Source organism: Anaeromicropila herbilytica, assembly GCF_016591975.1.
GTDB classification, from domain to species: domain Bacteria; phylum Bacillota; class Clostridia; order Lachnospirales; family Lachnospiraceae; genus Anaeromicropila; species Anaeromicropila herbilytica.
In genome coordinates this window covers 4,735,863-4,761,516 of record NZ_AP024169.1, presented here as the reverse complement: position 1 = coordinate 4,761,516, position 25,654 = coordinate 4,735,863, and the positions used below count along the sequence as shown (strand labels likewise).

General features: G+C 32.5%; 24 protein-coding genes. 23 read left to right on the top strand and 1 reads right to left on the bottom strand.

Annotated features, from left to right (window positions below):
* The first annotated feature begins 111 nt into the window (after nucleotides 1-111).
* The 8 genes from truA (at nucleotide 112) to bsdtb5_RS20160 (ending at nucleotide 11,725) form a co-directional block, all read left to right on the top strand.
* Complete coding sequence (gene truA, locus bsdtb5_RS20195) at nucleotides 112-849, top strand: tRNA pseudouridine(38-40) synthase TruA (protein WP_271713753.1); 738 nt, start codon at nucleotides 112-114, stop codon at nucleotides 847-849.
* 225 nt (nucleotides 850-1,074) lie between these two features.
* Nucleotides 1,075-2,784 (top strand): methyl-accepting chemotaxis protein, encoded by a 1,710-nt coding sequence (locus tag bsdtb5_RS20190; RefSeq protein WP_271713752.1) that lies wholly within the window; start codon nucleotides 1,075-1,077, stop codon nucleotides 2,782-2,784.
* Nucleotides 2,785-3,149: 365 nt separating this feature from the next.
* On the top strand, nucleotides 3,150-3,590 hold the full coding sequence (gene rplM / locus bsdtb5_RS20185; protein WP_271713751.1) for a 50S ribosomal protein L13: 441 nt from the start codon (nucleotides 3,150-3,152) through the stop codon (nucleotides 3,588-3,590).
* A 28-nt stretch (nucleotides 3,591-3,618) separates the two neighbouring features.
* Entirely contained in the window at nucleotides 3,619-4,011 is a 393-nt protein-coding gene (gene rpsI, locus bsdtb5_RS20180) for a 30S ribosomal protein S9 (protein WP_271713750.1), read from the top strand.
* 335 nt (nucleotides 4,012-4,346) lie between these two features.
* Nucleotides 4,347-6,197 carry a GNAT family N-acetyltransferase gene (locus bsdtb5_RS20175; RefSeq protein WP_271713749.1) on the top strand — a complete coding sequence of 617 codons (1,851 nt, stop codon included), beginning with the start codon at nucleotides 4,347-4,349 and terminating at the stop codon, nucleotides 6,195-6,197.
* Between the two features lie 707 nt (nucleotides 6,198-6,904).
* The gene (locus tag bsdtb5_RS20170; protein ID WP_271713748.1) at nucleotides 6,905-9,319 is read left to right on the top strand and encodes an ATP-binding protein; all 2,415 of its coding nucleotides are present in this window, start codon (nucleotides 6,905-6,907) and stop codon (nucleotides 9,317-9,319) included.
* A 408-nt stretch (nucleotides 9,320-9,727) separates the two neighbouring features.
* On the top strand, nucleotides 9,728-10,336 hold the full coding sequence (locus tag bsdtb5_RS20165) for an AAA family ATPase (protein ID WP_271713747.1): 609 nt from the start codon (nucleotides 9,728-9,730) through the stop codon (nucleotides 10,334-10,336).
* Nucleotides 10,337-10,702: 366 nt separating this feature from the next.
* The gene (locus bsdtb5_RS20160) at nucleotides 10,703-11,725 is read left to right on the top strand and encodes a transglutaminase domain-containing protein (RefSeq protein WP_271713746.1); all 1,023 of its coding nucleotides are present in this window, start codon (nucleotides 10,703-10,705) and stop codon (nucleotides 11,723-11,725) included.
* A 331-nt stretch (nucleotides 11,726-12,056) separates the two neighbouring features.
* Here bsdtb5_RS20160 and bsdtb5_RS20155 read toward each other — a convergent pair whose 3' ends face one another.
* The gene (locus bsdtb5_RS20155) at nucleotides 12,057-12,662 is read right to left on the bottom strand and encodes an FMN-binding protein (protein WP_271713745.1); all 606 of its coding nucleotides are present in this window, start codon (nucleotides 12,660-12,662) and stop codon (nucleotides 12,057-12,059) included.
* Between the two features lie 317 nt (nucleotides 12,663-12,979).
* Between bsdtb5_RS20155 and bsdtb5_RS20150 the strand changes: the two genes are divergently transcribed.
* The 15 genes from bsdtb5_RS20150 to bsdtb5_RS20080 all read left to right on the top strand — a co-directional run bounded on the left by bsdtb5_RS20150 (nucleotide 12,980) and on the right by bsdtb5_RS20080 (nucleotide 25,419).
* On the top strand, nucleotides 12,980-13,153 hold the full coding sequence (locus tag bsdtb5_RS20150; protein WP_271713744.1) for a hypothetical protein: 174 nt from the start codon (nucleotides 12,980-12,982) through the stop codon (nucleotides 13,151-13,153).
* A 43-nt stretch (nucleotides 13,154-13,196) separates the two neighbouring features.
* Nucleotides 13,197-13,859 (top strand): response regulator transcription factor, encoded by a 663-nt coding sequence (locus tag bsdtb5_RS20145; protein ID WP_271713743.1) that lies wholly within the window; start codon nucleotides 13,197-13,199, stop codon nucleotides 13,857-13,859.
* The gene (locus bsdtb5_RS20140) at nucleotides 13,856-15,235 is read left to right on the top strand and encodes a sensor histidine kinase (RefSeq protein WP_271713742.1); all 1,380 of its coding nucleotides are present in this window, start codon (nucleotides 13,856-13,858) and stop codon (nucleotides 15,233-15,235) included. The genes bsdtb5_RS20145 and bsdtb5_RS20140 overlap by 4 nt, the downstream gene beginning before the upstream one ends.
* A 144-nt stretch (nucleotides 15,236-15,379) precedes the next feature.
* Complete coding sequence (locus tag bsdtb5_RS20135) at nucleotides 15,380-16,078, top strand: hypothetical protein (RefSeq protein WP_271713741.1); 699 nt, start codon at nucleotides 15,380-15,382, stop codon at nucleotides 16,076-16,078.
* 40 nt (nucleotides 16,079-16,118) lie between these two features.
* Nucleotides 16,119-16,952: an AraC family transcriptional regulator gene (locus bsdtb5_RS20130; RefSeq protein ID WP_271713740.1), complete on the top strand. Its 834-nt coding sequence runs from the start codon at nucleotides 16,119-16,121 to the stop codon at nucleotides 16,950-16,952.
* 156 nt (nucleotides 16,953-17,108) lie between these two features.
* A complete protein-coding gene (locus bsdtb5_RS20125) occupies nucleotides 17,109-18,476 on the top strand; it encodes an MATE family efflux transporter (protein ID WP_271713739.1) in 1,368 nt (455 codons plus the stop codon).
* Nucleotides 18,477-18,606: 130 nt separating this feature from the next.
* Nucleotides 18,607-18,765, top strand: a complete 159-nt coding sequence (locus bsdtb5_RS20120) for a DUF4160 domain-containing protein (RefSeq protein ID WP_334297415.1) — start codon at nucleotides 18,607-18,609, stop codon at nucleotides 18,763-18,765.
* A 17-nt stretch (nucleotides 18,766-18,782) separates the two neighbouring features.
* Nucleotides 18,783-19,058 (top strand): DUF2442 domain-containing protein, encoded by a 276-nt coding sequence (locus bsdtb5_RS20115; RefSeq protein WP_271713738.1) that lies wholly within the window; start codon nucleotides 18,783-18,785, stop codon nucleotides 19,056-19,058.
* Nucleotides 19,059-19,256: 198 nt separating this feature from the next.
* Nucleotides 19,257-20,021 carry an EFR1 family ferrodoxin gene (locus bsdtb5_RS20110; RefSeq protein WP_271713737.1) on the top strand — a complete coding sequence of 255 codons (765 nt, stop codon included), beginning with the start codon at nucleotides 19,257-19,259 and terminating at the stop codon, nucleotides 20,019-20,021.
* A gap of 45 nt (nucleotides 20,022-20,066) precedes the next feature.
* A complete protein-coding gene (locus bsdtb5_RS20105) occupies nucleotides 20,067-20,942 on the top strand; it encodes a pyridoxamine 5'-phosphate oxidase family protein (RefSeq protein WP_271713736.1) in 876 nt (291 codons plus the stop codon).
* Nucleotides 20,943-21,170: 228 nt separating this feature from the next.
* Nucleotides 21,171-21,851 (top strand): response regulator transcription factor, encoded by a 681-nt coding sequence (locus tag bsdtb5_RS20100; protein WP_271713735.1) that lies wholly within the window; start codon nucleotides 21,171-21,173, stop codon nucleotides 21,849-21,851.
* Between the two features lie 305 nt (nucleotides 21,852-22,156).
* A complete protein-coding gene (locus bsdtb5_RS20095) occupies nucleotides 22,157-23,062 on the top strand; it encodes an ABC transporter ATP-binding protein (protein WP_271713734.1) in 906 nt (301 codons plus the stop codon).
* The gene (locus bsdtb5_RS20090; RefSeq protein WP_271713733.1) at nucleotides 23,062-23,817 is read left to right on the top strand and encodes an ABC transporter permease; all 756 of its coding nucleotides are present in this window, start codon (nucleotides 23,062-23,064) and stop codon (nucleotides 23,815-23,817) included. The genes bsdtb5_RS20095 and bsdtb5_RS20090 overlap by 1 nt, the downstream gene beginning before the upstream one ends.
* A 56-nt stretch (nucleotides 23,818-23,873) precedes the next feature.
* On the top strand, nucleotides 23,874-24,821 hold the full coding sequence (locus bsdtb5_RS20085; protein ID WP_271713732.1) for a sensor histidine kinase: 948 nt from the start codon (nucleotides 23,874-23,876) through the stop codon (nucleotides 24,819-24,821).
* 82 nt (nucleotides 24,822-24,903) lie between these two features.
* Nucleotides 24,904-25,419, top strand: coding sequence for a VanZ family protein (locus tag bsdtb5_RS20080; RefSeq protein ID WP_271713731.1), 516 nt, complete (start codon nucleotides 24,904-24,906; stop codon nucleotides 25,417-25,419).
* Nucleotides 25,420-25,654 lie beyond the last annotated feature (235 nt).

Sequence of the window (25,654 nt, the reverse complement as noted above, 5' to 3'; positions counted from 1 at the left end):
TTCATTAGAAACATATATTCAAGATGTTGTGATCAAAAGCCTTTTATACTTAACTAAGGCTTTTAATCACAACAACATATTCAAGAAATATTTATAAAAATAGAGGGAAACATGAAGAGAATAAAATTGGAGATTGCGTATGACGGTACAAACTATCGAGGTTGGCAAATACAACCGAATGGTATCACCGTAGAAGAAGTGGTAAATAAAAAACTGTCTGAGTTATTAAAAGAAGATATACAAGTCATAGGTGCAAGTAGAACGGATTCTGGTGTGCATGCTTTAGCTAATGTTGCAGTATTTGATACAAATACAAGAATACCATCGGACAAGTTCTGTTATGCATTAAATCAACGACTTCCAGAAGATATCCGTGTGCAAAAATCTATGGAGGTACCTTTAGATTTTCATCCAAGATACTGTAATAGTACGAAAACATATGAATATAAGATATTAAATCGTAATATTGATATTCCTTGTTATCGAATGAATTCACACTTTGTATACCTGCCCCTAGATGTAGAGAGAATGCAAAAAGCAGCAACTTATATCGTTGGTGAGCATGATTTTAAAAGCTTTTGTTCTACCAGAACACAGGTATTAGATACAGTACGAACCGTATATAGTCTCTCAGTAGTGAAAGAGGGAGATTTTATCAATATTCGTATAACTGGAAATGGATTTTTATACAATATGGTTCGAATTATTGTTGGTACTCTGATTAAGGTTGGACTAAAGGTATATCCTCCTGAACATATAGGTGAAATCATAGAATCAAAGAATCGAACACTCGCCGGACCGAAAGTTCCTGCAAAGGGGCTGACCTTAATAAAAATTGAATACGAGTAGAATGAAAGTAGAGAGTGCATAAAGATACTATCATATCGTTGAATAAATGACAAAATATACAAAAATAGCAAAAAAAGTGGGTAGAATTATCTGATAATTATGTTATAATAAGAATATAAATAAAATATATAATTATTTACAATTAAATAGTCACAAAATGTTTAATCAAAGTACTCATAAATAGAAAATTACTTTCTTAAACATAGACGGCAAGGAGGCTACATTATGAAGAAAAGTTTAAAGACTCAAATTTTAACGTTAGTTCTATTACCTATCATAATCCTTGGAGGCATAACAATCATAACAAGTAATGTATCTCTAAAAAAGGGTATGTATGATGAGATAAAAGCAGAACTACGAGCCTCCGCGGTAGCAGGACTACATACTTACGAGTATGCCAATACTGCAGACTATGTTAAGAATCAAGATGGAACAGTATCAAAGGGAGAAGCACTTACCCTAAGTAATGACTATAGCGTCGTTGATAATTTAAAAGATAATGCAAAAGTAGATGCTACCTTCTTCTATCAAGAGGAACGTATTTTAACAACAATTAAAGATAGCAGTGGTAATCGTTTAATTGGTACCAAAGCAAGTAATGAAGTCGTGAATCATGTACTAGACCAAGGAAAAGATTATTTTGTAACCGATATTAAAATAAATGGAACCAAATACTTTGGTTACTATATACCAGTGAAGCAACCAAGTTCTGGCGATGTTATAGGAATGTTCTTTACAGGAATTAGTCAGAGTAAAGTTAATAATCTAATGAATCATATTCGCATGCAGATGATATTTATTACATTGGGAGTTATAGTTGTATTCTTTGTTATTTCCTACATATTAGCTCATATCATTAGTAGATCAATAAAACGTTCCGTAGCTACGCTAGAAGCTGTAGCAGAAGGTAATCTAGAGGTAGAGATTAATGAGTTGGATCTAAAAGGAGCTGGAGAAGCTGGAGATTGTGCGAGAGCTACATTAAAGCTTCGAGATTCATTAAGAAAAATGATTGGAGATATCACTGAGACATCCAAGATATTAACAGATTCAGCTTACATATTAGATGAGACAATAGAACAGACATCAGCTACTACAGAAGATGTGGAACGTGCAATTGAAGAGATCTCCAATGGAGCGATGACTCAGGCATCCGAGACACAAGAAGCAAAAGACAAGATTATTGTCATGGGTAACATGATAGCAGATACTGTAGCAGAAGTGGATAAATTAAATACTAATTCTGAGTATATGAAGAATACTGGGAATGAAGCACTTAAGACATTATTAGAACTTCAAGAATCAAATGAAAAAACTATAACTGCTATGACCACAATTGAGAATCAAACGAATACAACAAATGAATCTGCTCAAGAGATAAGACAAGCAGCTGAAATCATCGCATCGATTGCAAGAGAAACTAATCTATTATCTTTAAATGCAAGTATAGAAGCTGCAAGAGCTGGTGAACAAGGTAGAGGATTTGCTGTGGTAGCAGCACAGATTCAGAAGTTAGCAGAACAGTCCAATGATTCAGTAAAACAAATCAATTCAGTCGTAAATAATCTATTACAGGATTCGAATCAGACAGTGCAAACAATGAATGAAGTGAAAGATATTGTGTTAGAGCAGAGTAATCATGTAATTCGAACAAAGGAAATGTTTGAAAATGTATCGGAAGGTATTACAGTATCAATAGAAGGTGTAAATCAAATTGCTGAAAAATCAAATGTGTTAGATGAATCGAGAAGTACTATTATCGATATTGTTCAAGGATTATCAGCAATTGCAGAAGAAAATGCAGCAAGTGCTGAGGAGACATCAGCCGCAACCGAAGAATTGAATGCTACGGTAACAGAGATATCAGGTTCAGCAGAGGAATTAAAGAAGATATCGGATCGTTTAATGGAAGATATAAAGAAATTTAAAATGTAATTAATAGGAAGCAACTTTGTCAATAATTATTGAAGAAGATAGAAAACCTTAGTTTAAGAATGGATAAAAATATTAATTATAAGATTCGCTCTATATAGTAATAATATAATTGAATGTATGGAAAAGATGGTATAAAGATAACATTAGATTATATCATCTTTTTCTTATGTAATATGCATTTTTATGCTGAATTTTAAATAAAAAATTGCATAAAAATATTGACAGGTTATGCTAGATATTATATAATATAAAACTGTGACATAGATATTAGTAAGTGGACACAAAGAAAAATACTCGAACCAAAGCCCCGGTAAAAGTATTTTAATATAAACATTTAAATACAATTATCCAAGGAGGTAAATTCCATGAAAAGTTTTATGGCTACTCCATCAACAATCGAAAGAAAATGGTATGTTGTTGATGCAGAAGGACAAACATTAGGTCGTCTTTCATCTGAAATTGCAAAGGTATTAAGAGGAAAAAATAAACCAACTTACACACCACACATTGATACAGGTGATTATGTAATTGTTGTTAATGCTGAAAAGATTAAAGTTACTGGTAAAAAAATGGATCAAAAAATCTACTACAATCACTCTGATTATGTAGGTGGTATGAGAGAAACTACTTTAAAAGAAAAGTTAGCTAAAAAACCAGAAGACGTTATTGAACTTGCAGTTAAAGGTATGCTTCCAAAAGGACCTTTAGGAAGAAGCATGATCAAGAAATTACACGTATATGCTGGACCAGAGCATGATCAAGCAGCTCAAAAACCAGAAGTATTAGAAATTAAATCAAGATATTAATCACCAAAGGTGAAAGGAGGAAATAACAATGGCTAATGTAAAATTTTACGGAACTGGTAGAAGAAAAAGCAGTATCGCAAGAGTATATTTAGTACCTGGAACAGGTAAGATTACTATAAATAAAAGAGATATCGATCATTATTTCGGTTTAGAAACATTAAAATTAGTTGTACGTCAACCACTTGAATTAACTGAAACTTTAGATAAATTCGATGTACTTGTTAACGTACACGGTGGTGGATTCACTGGTCAAGCTGGTGCAATCAGACATGGTATTTCAAGAGCATTATTACATGCAGACATCGAATACCGTCCATCTCTTAAAAAAGCAGGTTTCTTAACAAGAGATCCAAGAATGAAAGAAAGAAAGAAGTACGGCTTAAAAGCAGCTCGTCGTGCTCCTCAGTTCTCAAAGAGATAATTTATTATCAATTATATTACCCTCAAAACCTTTGTGTTTTGGGGGTTTTTGTTATTTTTAAAATGATGTGAAAAGTCATGAGATTCAGAAAGAAAGTTTAGAAAATAAAATTCGTAGCCTTGGATTGATAAATCCGAGGCTATTTTTGATATATTATGTCAAATCGAAATATAGAAATACAGTCCTCGCTATTGTATAATTATGGAGTTAAAACTAAAAGCATACAAATGATAACGATATATACATGATTTGCATGATAACCTTAAACCCGCCAAATAATTAATCGAAAAGTCGGGTAAATAAAATATACTTTTGATAGAATAGGGGACATGAGGATGGATTTGATTACAGAACTTAACCAAGCAATTGAATATATTGAAGAACGTCTGGATAATGATATTCAGTTGGAGGATGTAGCAAGAATCACATCATATTCGCCATATCATTTTCAGAGAATTTTTAATTACATCTCAGGAATCTCATTATCTGAGTACATACGAAGACGCAGATTATCTGTGGCTACTTTTGATTTGCAGAACGGGGAGAAAGTAATTGATGTCGCTATGAAGTACGGATATGTTAGTGCAGATAGTTTCACCCGTGCGTTTGCAAAGCAGCATGGAATAACTCCAAGTCAGTTTAAGAGTAGTTCTATTAGTATGGAGCTGTATCCGCCTATAAATTTTAATATAACAGTGAATGGCTTAAATGGACTGAGATGCCGTATTGAAACAAAAAAAGCATTTAATATGTTTGGATTATATACTCAGGTTGAGAAAAATGAGAAAACTATGCATTTAGAGATGGAGAAGTTTTTGCAGAAATGTGTAGAAAATAGATGGTATGCCAGTATGAATACAATATATGGATATGATCAAGATACGATGTTACACAGGGCTTTTATGAAGTCAGGTGAAAATCAGTTTACCTATATGATTTGTCAGTATATGAAAGATGGTATTTACTTACCTGATAACTATCGCAGATATCATATTCCGGCAGGTCAGTGGGCAATATTTCATTCAGAAGGGGAAGCATTGTCAGACCTGTGGGATAGGATTTATTCAGAATGGCTTCCAGATGCAGGTTATGAAATTAAAGATGGAACAGCTTTTGAAATGTATTATGGAAATGCTAAGAAAGGTAATGTCCGTGGTGAAATCATGATTCCGATACAAGAAAAGAAAGACAAAGTATATAAAGCAGGAAGACAAGGACGCTTATGCAGAGTTAAGGAGGATTACACCTTGAGTGGAAAATATCGAATTGAAGAATTTATCAATAAGGATGAATGGTATGCAACGTTAGGAGATTTATATCAAGTAGTATCAAAAAAATATCCGAACGGAATCTATTGGAATATTGACCCGAAAAGTAATGAGGGAAAGCATGTATTCATATGTTTAGATGAAGAAAACCGCATCATTGGCAAAAGCCACGCAATGATTTATGAGAAGCAGGAAGATGATGCACCAGGATATGCGGAACATAGAATTTTTATGCATTACAGGGTATTGCCAGAGTATGAGAAGGATGAAGAAGCGCTGGATTTATTATTTGAAAGTGCTTATCAATGTGCATTAGAATTACGAAAGCAGTTAAGCAACCGTGCTTGTCAGATATGTATTGGTAACTTTGATTTTGAGGAGAGATATAACTGTCATATTGAAAAAAAAGACTGGCCAGAGTATGGTAGCATCTATCATCTCAATACAGAAACAAAGGATTCTGTTTCAACGATTGATACAATTGAAAATATTACTTTACGTGAGTTCTCTTTAGATAGTATGGATATAATCAGACAGCTAGTAGAAAATGACCAAATCTGTTTCCGTGATAGCATTTCTTCTGCTAATAATTATCTGGATATTGCGAAAGGCTTATATCTTGCCTATGGAGCATTTGTGAGAGAATCAGATGGTAAAGAGCGACTGGTAGGTTCTGTTGTGACCGAAATGGAAGATAATGCAACCCCAGAAATAACCGGAGTTATGGTATTGCCAGAGTATAGAAGGAAGCATCTTGCATCAACAATGATTCAATATGTAATAGCTGCCTTACATAAAAAGGGTTATAAAAGAACATGGCTTGTCTGTAAATGTGTGAATAAAGAAGCACTCGAACTGTATCAGAAAGAAGGCTTTTCCATCTATTCTCATGAGAAACGCTATATGAAATATATTTAAGAAAGTGAGTAATATAAATGGCTAAGACAAAGCGAGGAAAGAATATTAAAAAGATATCTGGGTGGCGTGGCACATGTCCAATGTGTAAAAGAACCCGAGTAAAGTTGTTGTGGACGAGTGCTAAAGAGGCAGTGGGCACAAATGTCTGTAAGAAGTGTGGTAAATAGGATAAATCAATGAACAGTAACATGGTGGTTGTAGACATTAATCTAGTTTTGCATAGTAATTGTTAATTGAAGCGTACTGAGACGTATTAACGTAGTGAAACATATGTGCAACAATGATTACTACAAACCTCGTATTAGGACGCTTTCAAGCTCTCAAACGCTTGACATCAATTAGATAATATGTGTCGTTAGTGGAATTGTTTAAAACTGAATATTTACTGGCTACTTGAAGTTTTTGAATAATATGGATTTGGTCGGTAACTAAAATATAGGATGTTTTCAATAACTTCGGGTGTTGGAAGCATCCTTTTTTGATGTGATTTTACGGTGACTCAAAGACCAGAAATTGTTGTAATGATTTGTAGTACTTGAAAAGTTTATGTAGAGACTGAAGAAAAAAATAAGTGAAAAATTCATACTCTTTATGCATGTTAATGTAGAAAAAACTAATAAACTAGTGTAAAATATTAGATGAACTGTAAAAGTGTTACATTAGAGTTGAGAAACTATTAATACTATAATTAAGAGGAGACGAGAATAATGTATTTATCAAATGAAGAGACTGTAAAGTTACATTCTGCAGTAAAATATTTTGAGGTTGGCTTTAGATCGTATGTTTCGGAAAAAATAATAGAGTCTTTTGAAGATGAGAAAAAATTACATGAATCAATAGAAATGCAACGTGATAAACATATAAAAAATTCAATGATTTTTAATGGAAAAATTCAAGGATTTTTAGATAAATTTAAAAAAGAAAGAGATACAAAAAAAATATATAATTTATTGCAGGAAGCCTATGATATGTATAAAGCTCAAACAAAGTGTGATATTAAAGAAGAAAAGGCAGAGGCGTTTTTATTGATCTCTGATATATACTCTATTACATACATATTCTATGCAGATATATTTAATGGATTACTCCAAGATTTCCCTAATGCATTAGAATATATGTATTTTTCGGAAAAATATAGAGTGGTGAGAAATAATTTATGTCATCCAGCAGCTAAAATAAGTGAGGAATCATGTAAAGACGTAATTAGATATATTAGAAAAATAGTATTGATACTTGAGGATAAATATTTTTGGTTTGAAAGTAAAGACAATTTAATATCGCAATTAGATGATATTTTAGTGATATCAAATTCAAAAGTTTTAGAAAGTCATAATTTAGATTCTCTACCTAAAAATGTTGGACACTTTGTATGTAGGGAAAATGAAATTACTACATTGAATAAATATATTATGGGAAATGAAATCGGTTTAGGACGCATGAAATATATACTAGTGTCAGGATATGGTGGGATGGGAAAAACAACTCTAGTAACTGAAGCTATTTTACGATTAATTAAAGAATATGTTGATAAGATGTTTGCTGAAGATAGATGGTTTGATTTTATTTTGTTTTTTTCTGCGAAGGAAGAGAAACTAGATTTTGATTATGTTACTAAGAATTTGAAATTATGTAATTTAAAGAAGCAAATTACAACATTAGTTGAATTGAAATCTGAAATAAAACAGTATTTAGGAACTGATAATCTAGCTACTATGAGAAAAAAAGGCCTTATAGTAATTGATAACTTCGAAACAATAAATGATACTGAGAAACAAAAGATTGATAATTATATACTATATGAATCAGCTGATAGTATACAATACATTGTTACTTCAAGAACGGAACAAAGAATAAATACAAATTGTAAATTACATTTAGAAGAAATAAAAGAAGATGGAATAGAATTTGTAAAAGAATATATAGATGTCAATGGATTAAAAATTGATTTAAATGATAGTGATATTGGAAGGTTAGTATTTTCCTGTAAAGGGAATACTCTTGTTTTGGTATTGGCACTTCACAGAATGGATCAGGGAGTATTTTTAAAAACAATAGAAAATGAGTTAAATTCAGTCAATTCACAAACAACTCAGTACATAGTTAATTTTATGTCGAAAAACGCATTTGATGACATATATAATGGAGAAAAATTTAATAAACAGGCAATAGATACAATAATTAAAATTTTAGTTATGTATGATGAACCAATAGATATATATTCAATAAGTCGATTAGGAAAGTTGGACAGTATTGAGGTTGAAAAAGTAATATTAGCTTTAGTAGATAGTTTAATACTTGAGATTAAGAATGAAATCATTTCTATTAATGAATTTGCTAAATCATATTTACTAATAGAGTTCAAACCAAACGAATTTGAATATAATGAATTAAAAGATTTAATTTGGAACTATAAATTTGAAATGGATGGAGAAAAAAAGCATCTAGAATCCATGAAACATAGTAATAAACATATTTCAGATATATTAGAAGATTGGAAACCTTTGAATGTAGTAGATGAATTAGCTATAATGAATGCATTTAATTTATATTCTAAACTAAATGTTGCTCAAACAATAAAATATGGAATAAAAAATTTTGATTTAAAAGAAATAAAAACCAGATTTGAACAAATTGAAATGACATCTAAGCATCCATATATATATTTCCAAAAAACTCGAATACTGAATGCATTATTATTGGCTGAAATGAGTGATAAAGAAAGGGAGAATATTTTAAGAGCTATAAAGGCATCATATGAAAATTGTTTATTGTCAATTGATTTACAATATTCAAATATTAGAGGTACTGTATCATATGCTAACACGCTAAGAGAATATGGTAGGTTTTTGCAATATGAAAATAAAGATAGTAAAAAAGCATCAAGCAATTTAGAAGAAGGAAAGAGAATATATGAAAAGTTGGGATTGAACCAAAATAAATATTATTATTTCTGTATTTTTGACTTGGCAAATGCGTACTATCAATTATTTATTGATACTGCAAGTGATTTATATAAAAAATATAGTATTGAATATACTAAAATTGTAGCAAATAGTAAACACAATGATATTCATTCAATAAGAACAAAAGCCAAAGCGTTACTTAGAGAACGCTTTATTTAAGACGTAAATAGATTACATTCGTAAAATTGATATAAAAGAAACCAGCATACATTCAATTTACAGTTCCTAACATTTATCAAAGAGATATTATTCAGAACCTCTCAAAACTAATCTTGAGAGGTTTTTTTACGTGTTTTTAAGAGCACTTTGTACAAAGTGATTGGATGTGGGTGCATTCGTACTAACACTACAATAGATTTATTTTTATTTTAGATATGTATACATTTGTAGATAGCACTAGATTATAAAAGTCTAGCGTTATTTATTAGTGAATATTCTGGCTACAAATAAATATATATGTTATATAGAGTGGCAAATTATTGTTTTTATACCGAGAATGTTTGAAAAAAAATATACCTGAGATTATTATATAAAGTAAAGTTCTTTAATCAATTGGAGGAATAGAAAATGAATTATTGTATCTTAGTAACTGGAATTCCCGCTTCAGGAAAGACTACAATAGCAGATTTCATAGCAGCAAATCTGGAGTTGCCTGTTATCTCTAAGGATAAAATAAAGGAAGTAATGTATGATGATATAGGATTTCAGTCAAGGGAGGAAAAGTGCAAACTTGGTATTGCTAGTATGAATATCATCTATTATCTAGCAGAGCAATTAATGAAGGTTCATAAAGCATTTATTTTAGAGAACAATTTCGAAAATATATCAAGAGAAGGTCTTGTATCGCTTCTCGATGAATATTCCTATAAGGCTATCACTATCACATTAACAGGAGATTATAAGACTATTTACCAACGTTTCTTAGAGAGAAACGCCAGCCCAGAACGTCACCGTGGGCATGTTGTTAATGAGTGCTATCCTGAAAAGAATATAGGAAGAATGGAAAAACAAATTACATACGAGTCTTTTGTAGATGCTATAGTCAATAGAGGCATGGATCAGTTTGTGGTAAGTGAATCAAATATTAGAATAGATACTACAGATTTTGCGACCGTTGATAAAAATGCATTGTTAGATGGGTTAATTAAGGCTCTTGATGATATTCAAAATGATTGATGCACATGTTCATTTAGAAAAGGGGCAATATTGTACCCCAACATGAAAGATTAGCACTAAAACTAAAATAAGCTATTAAGAGTTGCAGAAGAAGCCTTTATAAATAAAATATTATATTAGTCAATGGAACCATTAACGTAGAGTGTATGTAAAATTCTATTGTATCAGTTAAGTATTTTGATATAATAGACTATAAGTAATTTTACGTTAAAATCAATTTCAGCATGTCTTAATTGAAGGCGTAATTAAACTGGCTATGGAAAAGATAGAAAGCCATCTTTACCACATAAGTAAGAGAATATATACAAATCTATTAAGAAATTCTGAAATGATTGACAAAGAGAAAGTGATTTGGAGAAACGTTAAATGGAACCATACTATTACAGTCAGATGAATAAACAACAACAAAGAATATATCAAGTCATCAAGAATGGACTTGAGGCGCTTTTGGAAAGCTTTGATGTACCAAGAATAGATGGAGCAGAGCTGAGCGACATTTTTTATAAATTGAGATTGGATTGTCCAGAGATATTTTATGCATCGACATTTCATTATTCTTTTTACGAGGATTCCACGCTGATAAGGATGAAGCCAGTCTATTTATTTGAGAAAAATAAAATTAGAGAGCATCAGATAGCGATGACTAGCAGGGTGGAGAAGCTTGCTAGAATCGTAAAGGATAAAAGTGATTTGGAGAAAGAGCTATATATTCATGATTTTATCTGTGAAAATGTAACTTACGATAAGTTAAAGAAACAGTATTCACATGAAATTATAGGACCATTAGGACATGGAGTTGGTGTCTGTGAAGGAATTGCAAAATCAGTAAAGGCTCTATGTGATCAGCTTTCTATTCCTTGTATTGTTGTTATTTCAGAAAATAATCCAGAGAAGAATATCAAATATCGTCACGCATGGAATGTGATTAAGATTCATGGAGTATGGTATCATCTGGACGCTACTTTTGATAATACGTTAGGAAAAAAAGAGGTGAGATATGATTATTTTAATTTGGACGATAAGAGTATCTTCAAGGATCATGAACCAGTGATATACAAGATCCCAGCGTGTATCGAGGGTGACCATTTCTACTATAAGGAAAAGAAGCTTTCTTTTACAAAGCTGGAGGATGTGGCAAAGCGTTGCCAACAAGCTGTTAAAAAGGGCAAAGTTCTAACATTTCATTGGAGAGGAGGTTATCTTACCAAAGCTGTCATGGAAGAATTACTGCATATCATAGCAGGGGTGGCAAAGGAAAAGGACAGACACAGTCAAGTCTCTATCAACTGGGCACAGGCAGTCATTCGTGTGAGATTCTATCAGGAACAGATAGAAGATTCATTGAAAATGGAGAATGCGTACGAAGAAGAAAATGATGCAACATCGTAGGAATTCTCTATTGAGGAATGGAATAAATTCAGTAACCTGGATGCTTAAATTATGAACCTTTATATGGAATTACTAAGGTAATTAGAAGTATAGTTATTATTGATAAAGATAAATTGAATGCGATTGGTGGACATGATATGTAATATTGGTTTCTTGATATTGTAAAACTGGTTAGACAAACTTCAATATAAAAGACAGTAGTATATGTAGTAGGATAGCATTCAGAATTAAGTAAATAAACCATTCAAGGAAATAATGATTCCATGAATGGTTTATGTTTTAAGTTGGAAAAGGAAGCCTGGTAATACCTGACTTCCTTTTCCTTTACCAGTTAATTCTTTGCTTTACTCAGTGCATTTGCTACAGCATCCATGATACCATTGCTGGAATATGTTGCACCAGATACCGCATCCACATTAGTGGATTGTGAATCCATAATCTCACCAATAACTATTGGTTTTGCATAATTGAAAAATCTGGATGTATCTTGATTAGATAGAACGCTAATATTTGTGATGACATCATTCTTCAATATAACCGAAACCTTCGTAGTTCCATTACGGAAACCAATACCGGTGCCAGTATAAGTACCATCTGCATATACGGTTTTTACGGTAACCTTGCAGGTATACTTTTTACTACCAACGGTGGCGGTAATGGTGGCAGTCCCTTTGTTCTTAGCAGTTACTTTACCGGAGGTTGATACCGAAGCTACAGATGATTTGTTAGATGACCAGGTTACTTTTTTGGTTGTACCAATTATTTTAAGATTATAAGTTTGTTTGACTTTCAGATTCAAAACGGTCTGTGACAATTTGACTGTTGCTGCTTCAACGATGGCCACATTGCTGTACTGTGGAATTTGCACCACATTAAGTGTAGTAGGCAAAATTAATGCTGATATTATACCTATACCAATTATTTTTCCTTTTTTCATATCGTAATCCTCATTTCATATACTAGATTTTCTGCCATATAAGCACATCAAATGATATGATTATACAGTAAGTTTTCGTGGAATGATTCTCTTTTCGTGGCATCCAAAAAGCTTAGTGTAAACACATACTTGGATTCATAATAAATTTCTCTCAGTATATTAAGTACTTACAACTCTATTATATGTTAGCTTTGTGAACAAAAAGTGATATAAATATGTCTGTTGTGTGTCACTTAATATATATAAAACCTTTCTATAAATTGACCGAAGGTGGTATATATTAAAAATACCCTATTGTAAATAATCTATGTGAGGGTATGAGTTTCAAAATGTATTCTTCTACAAATGAAAGAGGTTCTTATAAAGATGTTACGAATAGAGAGCATCAGAAAAATACATCATATACAATTATTGGTAACCATGATAAAATAATAGCAATGAACGGACTATTATTAATTGGTTATAGCTTTTTAATATTACGGAATCTATAACTAGATTACAAATCGTGTTAGTAATAAAAATAAAGGAGTTTTTATGGGGCACATACTTATCGTAGATGATGAAAAGTCCATTAGTGACCTAATTGTAATGAACCTTACCATGGTAGGACATACAACTGAGCAGGCTTTTGATGGGAAGGAAGCTCTGGAGAAAATACGGACAGAGCATTTTGATCTGTGTTTATTAGATATTATGCTTCCAGGAAAAGATGGTTTTGAATTAATTGATGATTTTAAAAAGTCAACTATTCCTGTTATTTATTTATCCGCTAAAAATTCATTGACGGATAGAGTGAAAGGTTTGCAGTTAGGTGCTGAGGACTATATTATTAAACCCTTTGAGACTTTGGAATTAATAGTAAGAATTGATGTAGTTCTAAGAAGAGAGGGGAAAGATAAAAATATATTTACTTATAATAATGTTGTTGTTGATATGAAAAAGCATCTGGTACTTAAAAATGATAAGGAAATCGAATTGACTGCACAAGAATACTCACTCCTTGAAGCAATGATTCAGAATCAAAATCTTGCGCTCACAAGGGAACAGCTACTTAGTATTGCATGGGGGTATGATTACAGTGGCGAAACCAGAACGGTTGATATGCATATTCAAAGACTTCGAAAGAAATTAGGGTGGGAGGATATTATTAAAACCGTGTATAAATTTGGTTACAGATTGGAGGTACCTAGAACGTGAAGTTATGGGTTAAAATATTTCTGAGCATTCTAGTGTTATCCTTATCCACGCTAACAATTAGCATTACATATATCATTAACGAGAATCATATCATCAGCATGAATAGAGAAAAGGAAAGAGATCTAGGGGAATTCGAACTGATTGCAACTTCATTAAGTAATAGTCTGGATTTTTCAGGAGCATCGACAGATACTCTTACGGTTATTATGGATCGATATGGAGATTATTATAAGAGCAGGGGAATCTATTTAGGGTTATATAAGGACAGCAAATATGTTTACAATAATTTTTCTTCCGTAAAACTGGATTCATATAAAAAGTTGCTATCCGTTAAGAAGAAAGAAAAGATCGCTCAGGTGATTCATTCCACTTCCAATGACTATATTCTAATATCGAAACAGATGTATGACAATGTCATACTTCTATATGCTAGGGACATTAGCGAGATATATACAGCAAAGAATAACAGTATTACACTGTATTCCATTATGCTTATTATTCTTACCTGTTTCCTTGGTGTTTTTTCTTACCTTTGCTCAAAATGGATCACTCGCCCTCTGAATGCTCTGCATAAGGGGGTAATGGCTGTATCCACAGGTAAATATGATATCTCTTTGTCTGAGCATGATAAGGAATTCCGAGATGTTGCCAATGCTTTTAATCAGATGGCAAGGGATGTAAAGGATAGAACACAGGAGTTAGAAGAAAGAGCAAAGGAACTGCAGACATTTATCGATGATTTATCCCATGAAATGAATACTCCGTTAACGTCGATTCAAGGATATTCTAGTTTCTTATTAAGTGCAAATGCTTCTGAAGAGCAGAAGAGAACGGCTGCAATGTATATTCATTCTGAATCGAAAAGAATAAGGGATATGTATTCTAAATTAATGGTGCTTAGTTTTGCAAGAGAGCATAATATTGAGCGCCAGAAGTACTTTTGTGAAGAAATGGTTGAAGAACTTCGTCAAACCTTTTATCATGAGTTAATGAATCAGAAAATAAATGTTACAAAAGAAATATTGGTAGACTATCTTATGGTAGATCGAACTCTTTTTCATATGCTTTTAAGTAATCTAGTTAAGAATAGTATACAAGCGATGGATATGGGAGGTCATATTCATATCAAAATCTATTGTCAAAATAATATCTCCAAGGTAATCATTCAGGATTCGGGGATGGGAATACCAGAAGACAAGCTGGAAAAAGTAACTAAGCCTTTTTACAGAATTGATAAATCAAGATCCAGAAAAACAGGTGGTGCAGGTCTTGGCTTATCTATATGCAGTAAGATTGTAGCATTGCATGGTGGTAGTATTGAGATTCTTTCTACACTTGGTGAAGGTACTACTATCATTATTACACTTAATGACTAGATAATGAATCGGATTTATTTGTTTACAACACTGTTACAACTTTATTGTGAGTTTGATAAATTCGGTAGCTATACTATATTTAACAGGTAAGAACTGTTAAATATTATGTTATAAATGTCGCCACAGGCGACGGATGGGAGTAATATGAAAAAAGCAATAATGTTATTATGTGTCATCACTGTCTTTGGATCATTAGGGTGTTCAAGAGCTGAGATTGAAAAGAAACCAGTTGTTATTAAAGAGAATGTATCTCTTGAAAATGTAAGTAATCTAAGTGCATCGAAAAAAGCATCTGAAGTAGATAAAAAAACTAAGGCAACCGAAGCTACAACCGATGAGACAGAGAAAGACAAATCAGAAACAAAAGATAAACCTGCATCATACACGGTCGAAGTTGAAGGGGTAAAAGAGAAAGTTAAGGGGTTGCTTCATAAAGGAGATGGATATGAAATTGTATATGGTACTGAATTCAAATATTCAGCAAAAGACGGGGTTGATAGTTATATAGCAGACAATTCGGATCCAGCAATCTATCCATATGTGTACTTTAGTATAAGTAAAATTAAGAATAAAAGTGCTTCTGATTATGTAAAGAAATTATCCAAAACACGTTCAGCTAATGGATTTAAAACTAAGATAACGAAAAATGCTACCATTGGGAAATATAAAGGTACGATGCTATCTGCCCAGGCTGGTACAAAGTGGAATTCTATTATACTTAATAATTACATTATTAAAAAGGGCACATATATATACAATATAGAAGTTCAGTATTTTGTAGAAGCAACAGAAGGTTATGGTGCTAGAATTCAGGCTATGATAAATACATTTAAAATTAAATAATACAAGAGACATAAGAAGATAAAATTGGTGGTGATAAATAATGATTACAAACGAAGTAGTAAATCAAGCGATTAGCTATATTATGGAGCATATTGGGGAAGAGATATCCATTGAAGACGTAGCAGATTACTGCCATTTTTCAAAATATTATTTCAGTCGGGTATTTAAGGAAGAAACAGGTGAGAGTATTTATGCTTTTATTAAGCGAGTAAAGCTAGAACAAAGTGCATTTCGCCTAAAAGTAGAGAGAGTGAAATCAATCACAGACATCGGATATGATTATGGATATAGTCCACCCAACTATAGCGCAGCTTTCAAGCAGCATCATAAGGCTACGCCGATTGAATTTCGCAAAAAGATTGCCCAGAAATCCATACTACATCCTTTTTATCCGAATACAGTAAATAAGATAGATACATTGGAAGAGTGTAATGAGAAGATAACAATTGAGATAATCGAAGATCAATATGTGATCTATGAAAGACGCATTGGAAATTATAAGAATCTAAGTGAGGACTGGACGGAATTCTTGGATAGGTATAAGGATTATCAGACAAATAGTACACTGTTATTGGAGAGAACCTTTGATGATGTGTCTATTACGGATGCGAATAGCTGCCTTTATGATATTTGCATGAGCGTTGACCGAAGTTGTACACTGCCAAATACCTGCATTATTGAGGGAGGTAAGTACGCAGTTTATCATTTTAAGGGATATCCTTGGCAGATCTATGGTGCATATCAAAGTCTCTTTAATGTGTGGATTCCATTGAGCAATCATAGGATAGATAAAAGATATGGCTTTGAATGTTACGGTGATATCAATTGCGATACGATGTATATGGCTTTGGATATTTACATTCCAATTGAATAACATATAAATAAAGCGTAGTTACTCAGAATCTATTTAATCATGAAATGATGGTACTGAACAATTACAATAGAGCAAGAATTCATAAGTATATTTAATAACTCTTTTCTATAATGGTATCTGACAATTAGAGATGCCATTAAGAAAGGAGTTATTTTTATGGATTTAGAGAAGATCAGAAATAACAGAGGAAAAATGATATTTAAGTTTTCAGTTCCAGCAATTATTGCGATGGTGCTGACGTCATTGATAACAATAGCAGATGGGTTCTTTACGGGACGTTATGTTGGTAAGGAAGGAATTGCAGCAATTAATCTAGGACTTCCTATTGTCTATCTGTACCTTGGGCTGGGACTTATGCTATCAGTAGGTGGAAGTTCACTTGCAGGTATGGCACTTGGAGAAGGAGATAAGGAGAAGTGCAATAAGATATTTAATCAGACTATGTTTACAACCGTATTGGTTACCTTTGGAGTAAGTTTATTGGCATGGGTATCGTTTCGACCTATCTTAAGTATTCTAAAGGTGGATGATCAAGTGGCGCATTACTTTTTGGGATACTATATGATTATGTTAGTGGAACTCCCTGTACTGGTAATTAATAATGCATTTGGTATGTTCATTCGAGGGGAAGGTAATCCACAGTTTTTTATGAAGATAAGTATCCTGAATGTGGTAGGCAATATAATCTTAGATGATCTTTTTGCAGGAAAATTGCATATGGGGATTGAGGGGATTGCGTTGGCATCCTTACTTTCGTCGTGTCTTTGCTTACTGTGCATTCTATACTATTTTATTCGTAAATCAAGTGTGTTCAAGTTTAAAAGGTTTCAATTCGTTAGAGAAGTAGCAATAAGAACAGTAATGATTGGTTTTTCAGAATTTATCGGGGAGATCTCAATGAGTATCACGATGTTCTTATACAACTTAGTAATCATGCGAAATATTGGAGTGGATGGTGTAACAGCATTTACGATTGTTGGGTATATCTCATATGTATTTAGCATGATTCTGATTGGATTTGGACAGGGAATATGTCCGCTCGTCAGTTTTACGTATGGAGCAGGGGATAAGAATCTAGCGAAAAGCATTCGAAAAAGTACAAATGGGTATGTGTTTGTTGCAGGAGTGATTGTGTTTTGTGTCATGTTCTTTCTCTCAGGCTGGTATAGTGGTATATTTGTAAAAAGTGAAGCGGTAAAAGAGATGGTTCAATCAGGTATTACAATTTTTACACTTTCCTTTCTGTTTTCCGGTATTAATACTATTACATGCTTTTATTTTACGTCGATTGGAAGAGCAAAAGAGTCTGCTACGATATCTGTTATGCGAGGGCTTATTGTGTTATTGATTTGTATCGCTTTCTTTCCAGTTCTATTTGGTATGACAGGGGTGTGGATGGTCGCACCAGTGACGGAGATGATTACAATGCCAGTTTGTATTTATTTTATATGGAAAAATGATAGGATGATATGGGCAAATAGTAATATATCTATAGAAAATAGACCGAATGCCACCACAAGATAACATCATTCGTCGGGCAACTCACATCATAATCAAAGGATTGATTTAGACCTATGAGGATTTTTGTGTATTTTTTTATGGAACTGTAGTAAAATACTTATAGAAATATAATTGATGGGGAAATAAAGCTTTGGTGGATATTTGTAATGCTAGAGTAATAAAAGGTGTATTGCCATCCAGACAACTTAAACTGGTATTAGCTTGGTGTGTGATTCATCAGGATGAATTAATGCAAAATTGGGAATTATCAAAAGATGGAAAGCCATTGAATGGAATCAGTCCATTGATATAATTTGGAGGTGAGAAGATATGTTTCCTGAAATAGTTCAAGTAGCACCAAATGAAAATTATACGGTTACTGTTCATTTTGAAGACGGAAAGATTGTTCTGTATCATGTTGAACCGTTATTGGAGAAAGAAATTTTTCAACCATTAAAAGATAAGAATGTTTTTATGAATACTTGCACAATTATGAATGATACTCTGGCATGGGATTTATCAGGAAATAGAGATACTAGGAAGTGTATTGATATCGATCCAGAAACGCTTTATGCATTACAAGCGATAGAAGATAGAATAGTATAAAATTGGATATATAAAAATATAAAATAGTGATAATAAGACAATTGGTAGGATGTCTTTCGGATAGAGTTAACTGTCTGAAAGACATCTATTTTTCGTTAATATACATCACGAGAAAGTAAAATAATGGAAAAGATACTTGAGATATGATATACTACCTATAACTAAGAATATTATTTTATAAAAATAGGAGAATGCAGTATGAAGGCTTTGATACTTTATTTTAGTGGTACTGGTAACACAGAATATGTAGCTAAGAAAATTGGTTCAATTATGAATGATTCAGGAATAAAATCAGAGGTTCATTCAATTGAAGAAAAGTATAAGATTAACCCAAATGCTTTTGATCTACTAATACTCGGGTGTCCAAAATATTATGAATATCCTGTTCTAGATTTCATTGGATACTTAAAAAAGAAGTTACCAAAAAGTGATAAGATCATACCAACTATGGTATTTTGTACGCAAGCAGCATACTTGGAGACAGACTTTGGTAAGATTGAACGAATACTCAAGAGGAAGAATTACAAGGTAACTGTCACAAAAAGTTTTCAAATTGCAAACAATATGGTAATATTCAAAGCTTTTCCACTTACTGATAAGGAGAAGATACAAGCCAATCTAGAGAAACTGAATCGTGAGTTAGAACCACTAGTTCAAGAATTTCTTAATGGAAAGGAAATGAAGGAGAGCCCAAGAATTTTCTTTCGAGTAGTATCGCATCTATCCGGCGTTGTCTTTACGAAGCTATTCCCTATCTTTGGTATGAAGTATTCTGTTTCAAAACAATGCACTGGTTGTGGTGCGTGCGCTAAGAAATGCCCTAGGAAAAATATCATAATGCAAGGAGGTAAACCACGGTTTGGTCGGAAATGCTTATTCTGTATGAGGTGCATTAATATATGTCCAAAGAATGCAATCCTATATAAAAAGAGAGTATGCGAACAGTATAAACGTTTAAAGTAGTAATATGAACTGGGTTTGATCTGGTAAAAGATTGGAGGAGAATATATGAATCGTACCTTAATTCTATATGATGATGAGGTCTTTGATAATAACTTACTTGACTTACTACATAAAGTGTTTGGTCCAGCATCTGTACAACATCTGAACAATTATCATGGGGAGATTGGTGGAATTGACAAACTTGTTCTTACGCTTAATGCCTACACTTTGAGCGTGAATAAAGAACTTGATGCATTTATTAAAGAATATAAGAATCAATTTGCAGATATTTTAATAGCAGTTACCTATATTTTTGTTGATGGAGATAGTAGAAATGAGGTAACAGAGAAAAGGATAGCTCTTGAATGGAAGGAACTTAGTACCAGGTTTAGTGAGTGTAATATATTTTGCGATTATATTCATTATAGTATGGATAACAATGAGAAAATGGCTCGTGAACTAAGAGATTTGAAGAGAAGACTTATGGATACCTCCAATATGCCACAGGAGCTTCTCGAGAAGGAAATAGCAAATATCTTAAAGTCACACAATACCTGTACATTATGCACAGGATATGGTAGTAATCTAAGAGCTACACCAATCGAGTATACATACTATAATAATAATCTTTATTTTCTAAGTGAAGGTGGAGAAAAATTTATTAATCTATCAGTAAGTCCTGAGGTAGCGGTAGCAGTATATCAGGAATATGAGGGATTTGATAAGCTTGAGGGAGTACAAATTGAAGGAGTTGCAACAATGGTAGACTTGTTCTCAGAAGAGTATAACAAAGTTATTGTTCTTAGAGGATTATCATTAGAACATTTAAAGTCTATGCCAGTTCGTCTTCATATGGTTAAAGCAATCCCAAAAAGAATTGAAGTACTATGTTCTAAGTTTAAGAAAGAGGGATATCTCGCAAAGCAGGAAATTCAAAAGTAATCGCATTTTATAAAAGATAACTTAAAAATAGAAAAACCTTAGTTTAGATGAGACTTTTTCCAAGCACTCATTGAAAGCTAAGGTTTTTACTATATAACTAAGAAGTATCAGAAAATGTTTACTACCATATTTAGGAACTATTTGATATAATGATTTGGACGACAAATGACAAAAGATACGCAGATATAGGTCATTTTATAATAATTTTTGATAGAAGGACTGAGAAGAATGAGCAAGATATTAATCGTTGAAGATGATCTACAAATCAATAAAATGGTACAAACATTATTAAAAAAAAATCAGTATGAAGCGGTATCCGCATTTTCTGGCACGGAAGCTCTTTTAATATTGGAAAAAGAAACTTTTGATCTCATATTGCTAGATCTAATGTTACCAGGGTTAAGTGGAGAAGAGATATTAGGAAAGATTACGGAGCAATTACATATTCCAATTATATGCGTATCGGCCAAAGATGATATAGACACGAGACTAGGAATGATTCGAGATGGAGCAGACGATTATATAACGAAGCCATTCAACAATGAAGAATTAATTGTACGCATTGGTGCGGTATTAAGAAGAACAAGTAAGAGTACAGCAATTGATAATAATAAGAATAGATTGCAATATAAAGATCTGGTTATGGATTGCGATAATCATATGGTAACGATAGAGGACGAGCAAATAGAGTTAACAGTCAAGGAATATAATATCTTAGAATTACTAATGAGTAATCCCAAGAAGGTATTTACCAAGCAGAATATCTTTGAGAGTGTGTGGTCAGAAGAATATGTAATCGATGAGAGAGCAGTTACAGTACATGTTAGTAACTTACGTAATAAATTGAAGCATGGAGAAACTTATATCAAGACAGTATGGGGAATCGGGTATAAAATGCAGGATCATTAATCAATAGTTAATAAGCTAAGAAGAACAATATTAAATATAAAGCAATTATCTTGATACTTTCTTAATAAATTCTAAATTCTAATTTGATACCTATCCTTTATGATGAAGAGGTAGCGTGAAATAAAGAGTGATTTTACACGGTGAATATAGGCCTGGGAGCTAGGCGGAGACATGGAGATTAGTGTGAAATAAAGTGTTTCACACCCCTGATTTGTACGTCGCCAAAGGCGACAGATGGGAGCTAGTGTGAATGTATATTAGAATGAATGAATAGTTGAATGACGGAAAGTAAGAGGTAAAAAGATATGAGTATGGTATTACAAACGAATAATTTAACCAAAAGATATGGAAAGCAATTAGCCTTAAATAAGGTCAATATGAATGTTGAAAAAGGCGATATCTATGGCTTTATTGGAAGAAATGGTGCAGGAAAGACTACACTAATGAAAATAGCGAGTGGGCTCATTCGTCCGAGTCAGGGTGAAATCACACTATTTGAAAGTAAAGATTTAAATAGGAGTAGGAAAAGAATCGGATGTGTAATTGAGCAACCAGCCCTTTATCCTGGAATGACCGCTAGACAGAATCTAATCTATTATAACAAGTTATTAGGCATTACAGATAATCATAATGTGAATGAAGTTCTTGATCTAGTAGGGCTACATAATACAGGGAGAAAGAAAACCAAGAACTTTTCACTTGGTATGAAGCAACGTCTATCCATTGCAATTTCATTACTGAGTAATCCAGATTTTCTTATTCTGGACGAACCAATCAATGGTTTAGATCCGTCTGGTATTAAAGAAATCAGAGAATTAATACAGAAACTGAATAGTGAAAATGAGATTACTATATTGATTTCCTCTCATATACTAGGAGAGCTTGCTAAGATTGCAACAAAATATGGAGTGATTGAGAACGGTGTGATGGTGGATGAATTTGCAGCTACTGAATTAGAACATCGTTGTAAAAAATGTCTTTCCCTAGAGGTAAATGATACTGAAAAGGCAACCTACATCCTAAAAAATAAAATTCAAAGTACTAATTTTAAAGTATTTGATCATGGTAAGATCTGCATTTATGATTGCTTAGACATCCCAGCACAAATTAATAAAGAATTAATAAGCAACGATGTCCTTGTATCTAGAGTTGCTCTTGATGGACAAGATATCGAAGCATATTTTGTAAAGATGATGGGAGGAGAAATGTAATGATGAATGTGATAACAAGTGAATGTTATAAAATATTTCGAAGTAAGATCTTATATGTGATATCAATTATTTTATTATCAATTAACGTTATTCAAATGATAGCTTTAATATATGTGAAAAAAACCAGTACAGTTACTGCTAAGTTGCTTGAAGAAATGTCAGGAATAAATGGCTATCAAGGATCCTATAATGCAGATATTGTCTTTTATATCATTGTTATCTTTGCAGCATGTCTTATTACCGCAGAGTATGCCAATGGAAGCATACGACAGATGGCTTGTCATGGTATTGCTAGATGGAAATTAGTCCTTGGTCAGTATATTGCTATCTCTTCTGTAGTTACAGTCATATTAATCACGTATGGATTAATTAACTTGTTATCTAGTACTATATTATGTCAACTTGGAGATATTGATATGAACGCTTTTATTCGAATGAACCTTGGAATGATTTGTATGTTTTGGGGTGTTTCGGGAATAGGTACTTTCTTCTCTTATTTATTTAAAAATAGTGGTATTACAATTGCCATTTCGGTTTTACTTATTTTATGTGGAAACATAATTGCACAGGCAGCAACATTAATAACCAAAAATGATATTTTTCTAACATACAGTCTTTCCAATATGCGTAAGACAATTATTGATTTAAATGCAAAACCTGAGGACGTTATAACGTGTTCCATGGTATTTTTGATCATTGGAATTGCTACTATGATAGGTTCCACTTTACTATTCGCGGTAAGAGATGTAGATTAGTTATAACTTGAGAAAGCAGATAGAAGTTTGCGTATAACAAAAAGGCGCCAATGGAAATGGATGGAAGGCGTCAGTTAGGAGCTAAGATGGATAATGTTTGGATGATTGCAACATTTGTATTATTACTTATATTGCTCATAATAATGATATATCACATATATTTTCGTATCAATATCAAGAATATTACAAAGCAGTTAGAGGAAATCATGAATATAACAGATACCAATAGCCTCCTAACAGTCGTAGCAAAGCAAAGTGATATAGCGGATCTGGTGAATATTATAAATAATATGGTGAGAGATATTAGACAATCCCGTATTCAGATTAATCGATTAAATAGAAATTTTAGAAAGACAATAACCAACATATCACATGATTTGCGGACTCCGTTGACAACAGCTGGCGGATATGTTCAAATGCTCCAGGAAAGTATTACAGATGAAGAACGACAGGAGTATACAACAATAATCCTAGAGCGACAGAATATGGTTAAGATACTACTGGAACAGTTATTTGAGTATGTACGTATAGAGTCAGGCGAGATTCATTATGAACATGTGTCTATCGACGCAAAAAAGGTATTAATTGATACACTTACTATGTATTATGATGATTTTAATAATAAGGGGCAAGAACCAACGGTTCAATTACCTGAGGGGCCTTGCATTATACGTGGAGATGAACAAGGACTAAAAAGAATATTTTCCAATATCTTATTTAATGCAATTGTACATGGCAATGGGGAATATCATTTTGAAGTTCAGGAATCTGGAGATTGTTATACTATTGTTTTTTCAAATGGTAGTGAACCTATGACGAGTGAAGATTTAGATTACATATTTGATCGTTTTTACACGAAAGATCAGTCTAGAAATAAGAAGACGACAGGATTAGGTCTAGCAATAGCTAAAGAGATTACGAAACGATTAGGTGGAACTATTGAGGCCTATTATAATAATGGAAGGTTCCAGGTGGAGATTTCATTTCCAGTAGTTGAAGGATAGAGATTGTTGTTTTGGTTATAGTTCTGAATACTATGAACGGATAACATGTTATGTGAGTAAAAGAAGAAGGAGAATAGAGTCCATGAATGAATTCAATCGTATCAATAAGTTAACCATTATTTTATTTATCATATATTTAATCGCTATATTTGAAATTATTGTCTTCAAATTAGAATTACCATTTAGTCAGGTAGGACAGTTTAGAAATATTAACTTCATTCCGTTTCATGAATCCATGATTGTAAACGGACAAGTTAATTATTCAGAAATAATTATGAATATAATTATTTTCATACCTTTAGGTATCTATGTAGAGATGATATTTTCTAGATGGTCAACGTTTCATAAGGTTATCATATCTTTTCTTGTCAGTTTGATGTGCGAAGTATTACAGTATATATTTGCTTTAGGAGCTTCTGATATTACGGATATTATAAATAATACGTTAGGCGGTATCATAGGCCTCTTAATAATCAAAGTCTTAATAAAGTTATTTAATAATAGAAGTAAAGTTTATAGATTTATTAATGTAGTAGCAACAATTGGAACGGTTGTTATGGGATTACTTCTTGCAATCCTTATAATAGCTAATAGATAATTAGTAAAAGATAATATAGTAGTTTGTAGAACATTATGCTTTAATATATTTTATAACCCTCAACCGTGTGTTTGAGGGTTATTTTGATTAATAGAGTTAGTATCATTGCTAAAGTAGAAGAAAACGAAACGTACACTTCATAATGATACATTTACAAAATATGGAATATTTGATATATTGGAATTCATAGATCTTAGCGTAAATGTGATTACTATTTATAACTAATTGTATAACA

Coding starts and splice junctions, on each gene's coding strand:
- truA (WP_271713753.1), top strand. CDS start 112: ATGAAGAGAATAAAATTGGAGATTGCGTATGACGGTACAAACTATCGA.
- bsdtb5_RS20190 (WP_271713752.1), top strand. CDS start 1,075: ATGAAGAAAAGTTTAAAGACTCAAATTTTAACGTTAGTTCTATTACCT.
- rplM (WP_271713751.1), top strand. CDS start 3,150: ATGAAAAGTTTTATGGCTACTCCATCAACAATCGAAAGAAAATGGTAT.
- rpsI (WP_271713750.1), top strand. CDS start 3,619: ATGGCTAATGTAAAATTTTACGGAACTGGTAGAAGAAAAAGCAGTATC.
- bsdtb5_RS20175 (WP_271713749.1), top strand. CDS start 4,347: ATGGATTTGATTACAGAACTTAACCAAGCAATTGAATATATTGAAGAA.
- bsdtb5_RS20170 (WP_271713748.1), top strand. CDS start 6,905: ATGTATTTATCAAATGAAGAGACTGTAAAGTTACATTCTGCAGTAAAA.
- bsdtb5_RS20165 (WP_271713747.1), top strand. CDS start 9,728: ATGAATTATTGTATCTTAGTAACTGGAATTCCCGCTTCAGGAAAGACT.
- bsdtb5_RS20160 (WP_271713746.1), top strand. CDS start 10,703: ATGGAACCATACTATTACAGTCAGATGAATAAACAACAACAAAGAATA.
- bsdtb5_RS20155 (WP_271713745.1), bottom strand. CDS start 12,662: ATGAAAAAAGGAAAAATAATTGGTATAGGTATAATATCAGCATTAATT.
- bsdtb5_RS20150 (WP_271713744.1), top strand. CDS start 12,980: ATGAGTTTCAAAATGTATTCTTCTACAAATGAAAGAGGTTCTTATAAA.
- bsdtb5_RS20145 (WP_271713743.1), top strand. CDS start 13,197: ATGGGGCACATACTTATCGTAGATGATGAAAAGTCCATTAGTGACCTA.
- bsdtb5_RS20135 (WP_271713741.1), top strand. CDS start 15,380: ATGAAAAAAGCAATAATGTTATTATGTGTCATCACTGTCTTTGGATCA.
- bsdtb5_RS20130 (WP_271713740.1), top strand. CDS start 16,119: ATGATTACAAACGAAGTAGTAAATCAAGCGATTAGCTATATTATGGAG.
- bsdtb5_RS20125 (WP_271713739.1), top strand. CDS start 17,109: ATGGATTTAGAGAAGATCAGAAATAACAGAGGAAAAATGATATTTAAG.
- bsdtb5_RS20115 (WP_271713738.1), top strand. CDS start 18,783: ATGTTTCCTGAAATAGTTCAAGTAGCACCAAATGAAAATTATACGGTT.
- bsdtb5_RS20110 (WP_271713737.1), top strand. CDS start 19,257: ATGAAGGCTTTGATACTTTATTTTAGTGGTACTGGTAACACAGAATAT.
- bsdtb5_RS20105 (WP_271713736.1), top strand. CDS start 20,067: ATGAATCGTACCTTAATTCTATATGATGATGAGGTCTTTGATAATAAC.
- bsdtb5_RS20100 (WP_271713735.1), top strand. CDS start 21,171: ATGAGCAAGATATTAATCGTTGAAGATGATCTACAAATCAATAAAATG.
- bsdtb5_RS20095 (WP_271713734.1), top strand. CDS start 22,157: ATGAGTATGGTATTACAAACGAATAATTTAACCAAAAGATATGGAAAG.
- bsdtb5_RS20090 (WP_271713733.1), top strand. CDS start 23,062: ATGATGAATGTGATAACAAGTGAATGTTATAAAATATTTCGAAGTAAG.
- bsdtb5_RS20085 (WP_271713732.1), top strand. CDS start 23,874: ATGGATGGAAGGCGTCAGTTAGGAGCTAAGATGGATAATGTTTGGATG.
- bsdtb5_RS20080 (WP_271713731.1), top strand. CDS start 24,904: ATGAATGAATTCAATCGTATCAATAAGTTAACCATTATTTTATTTATC.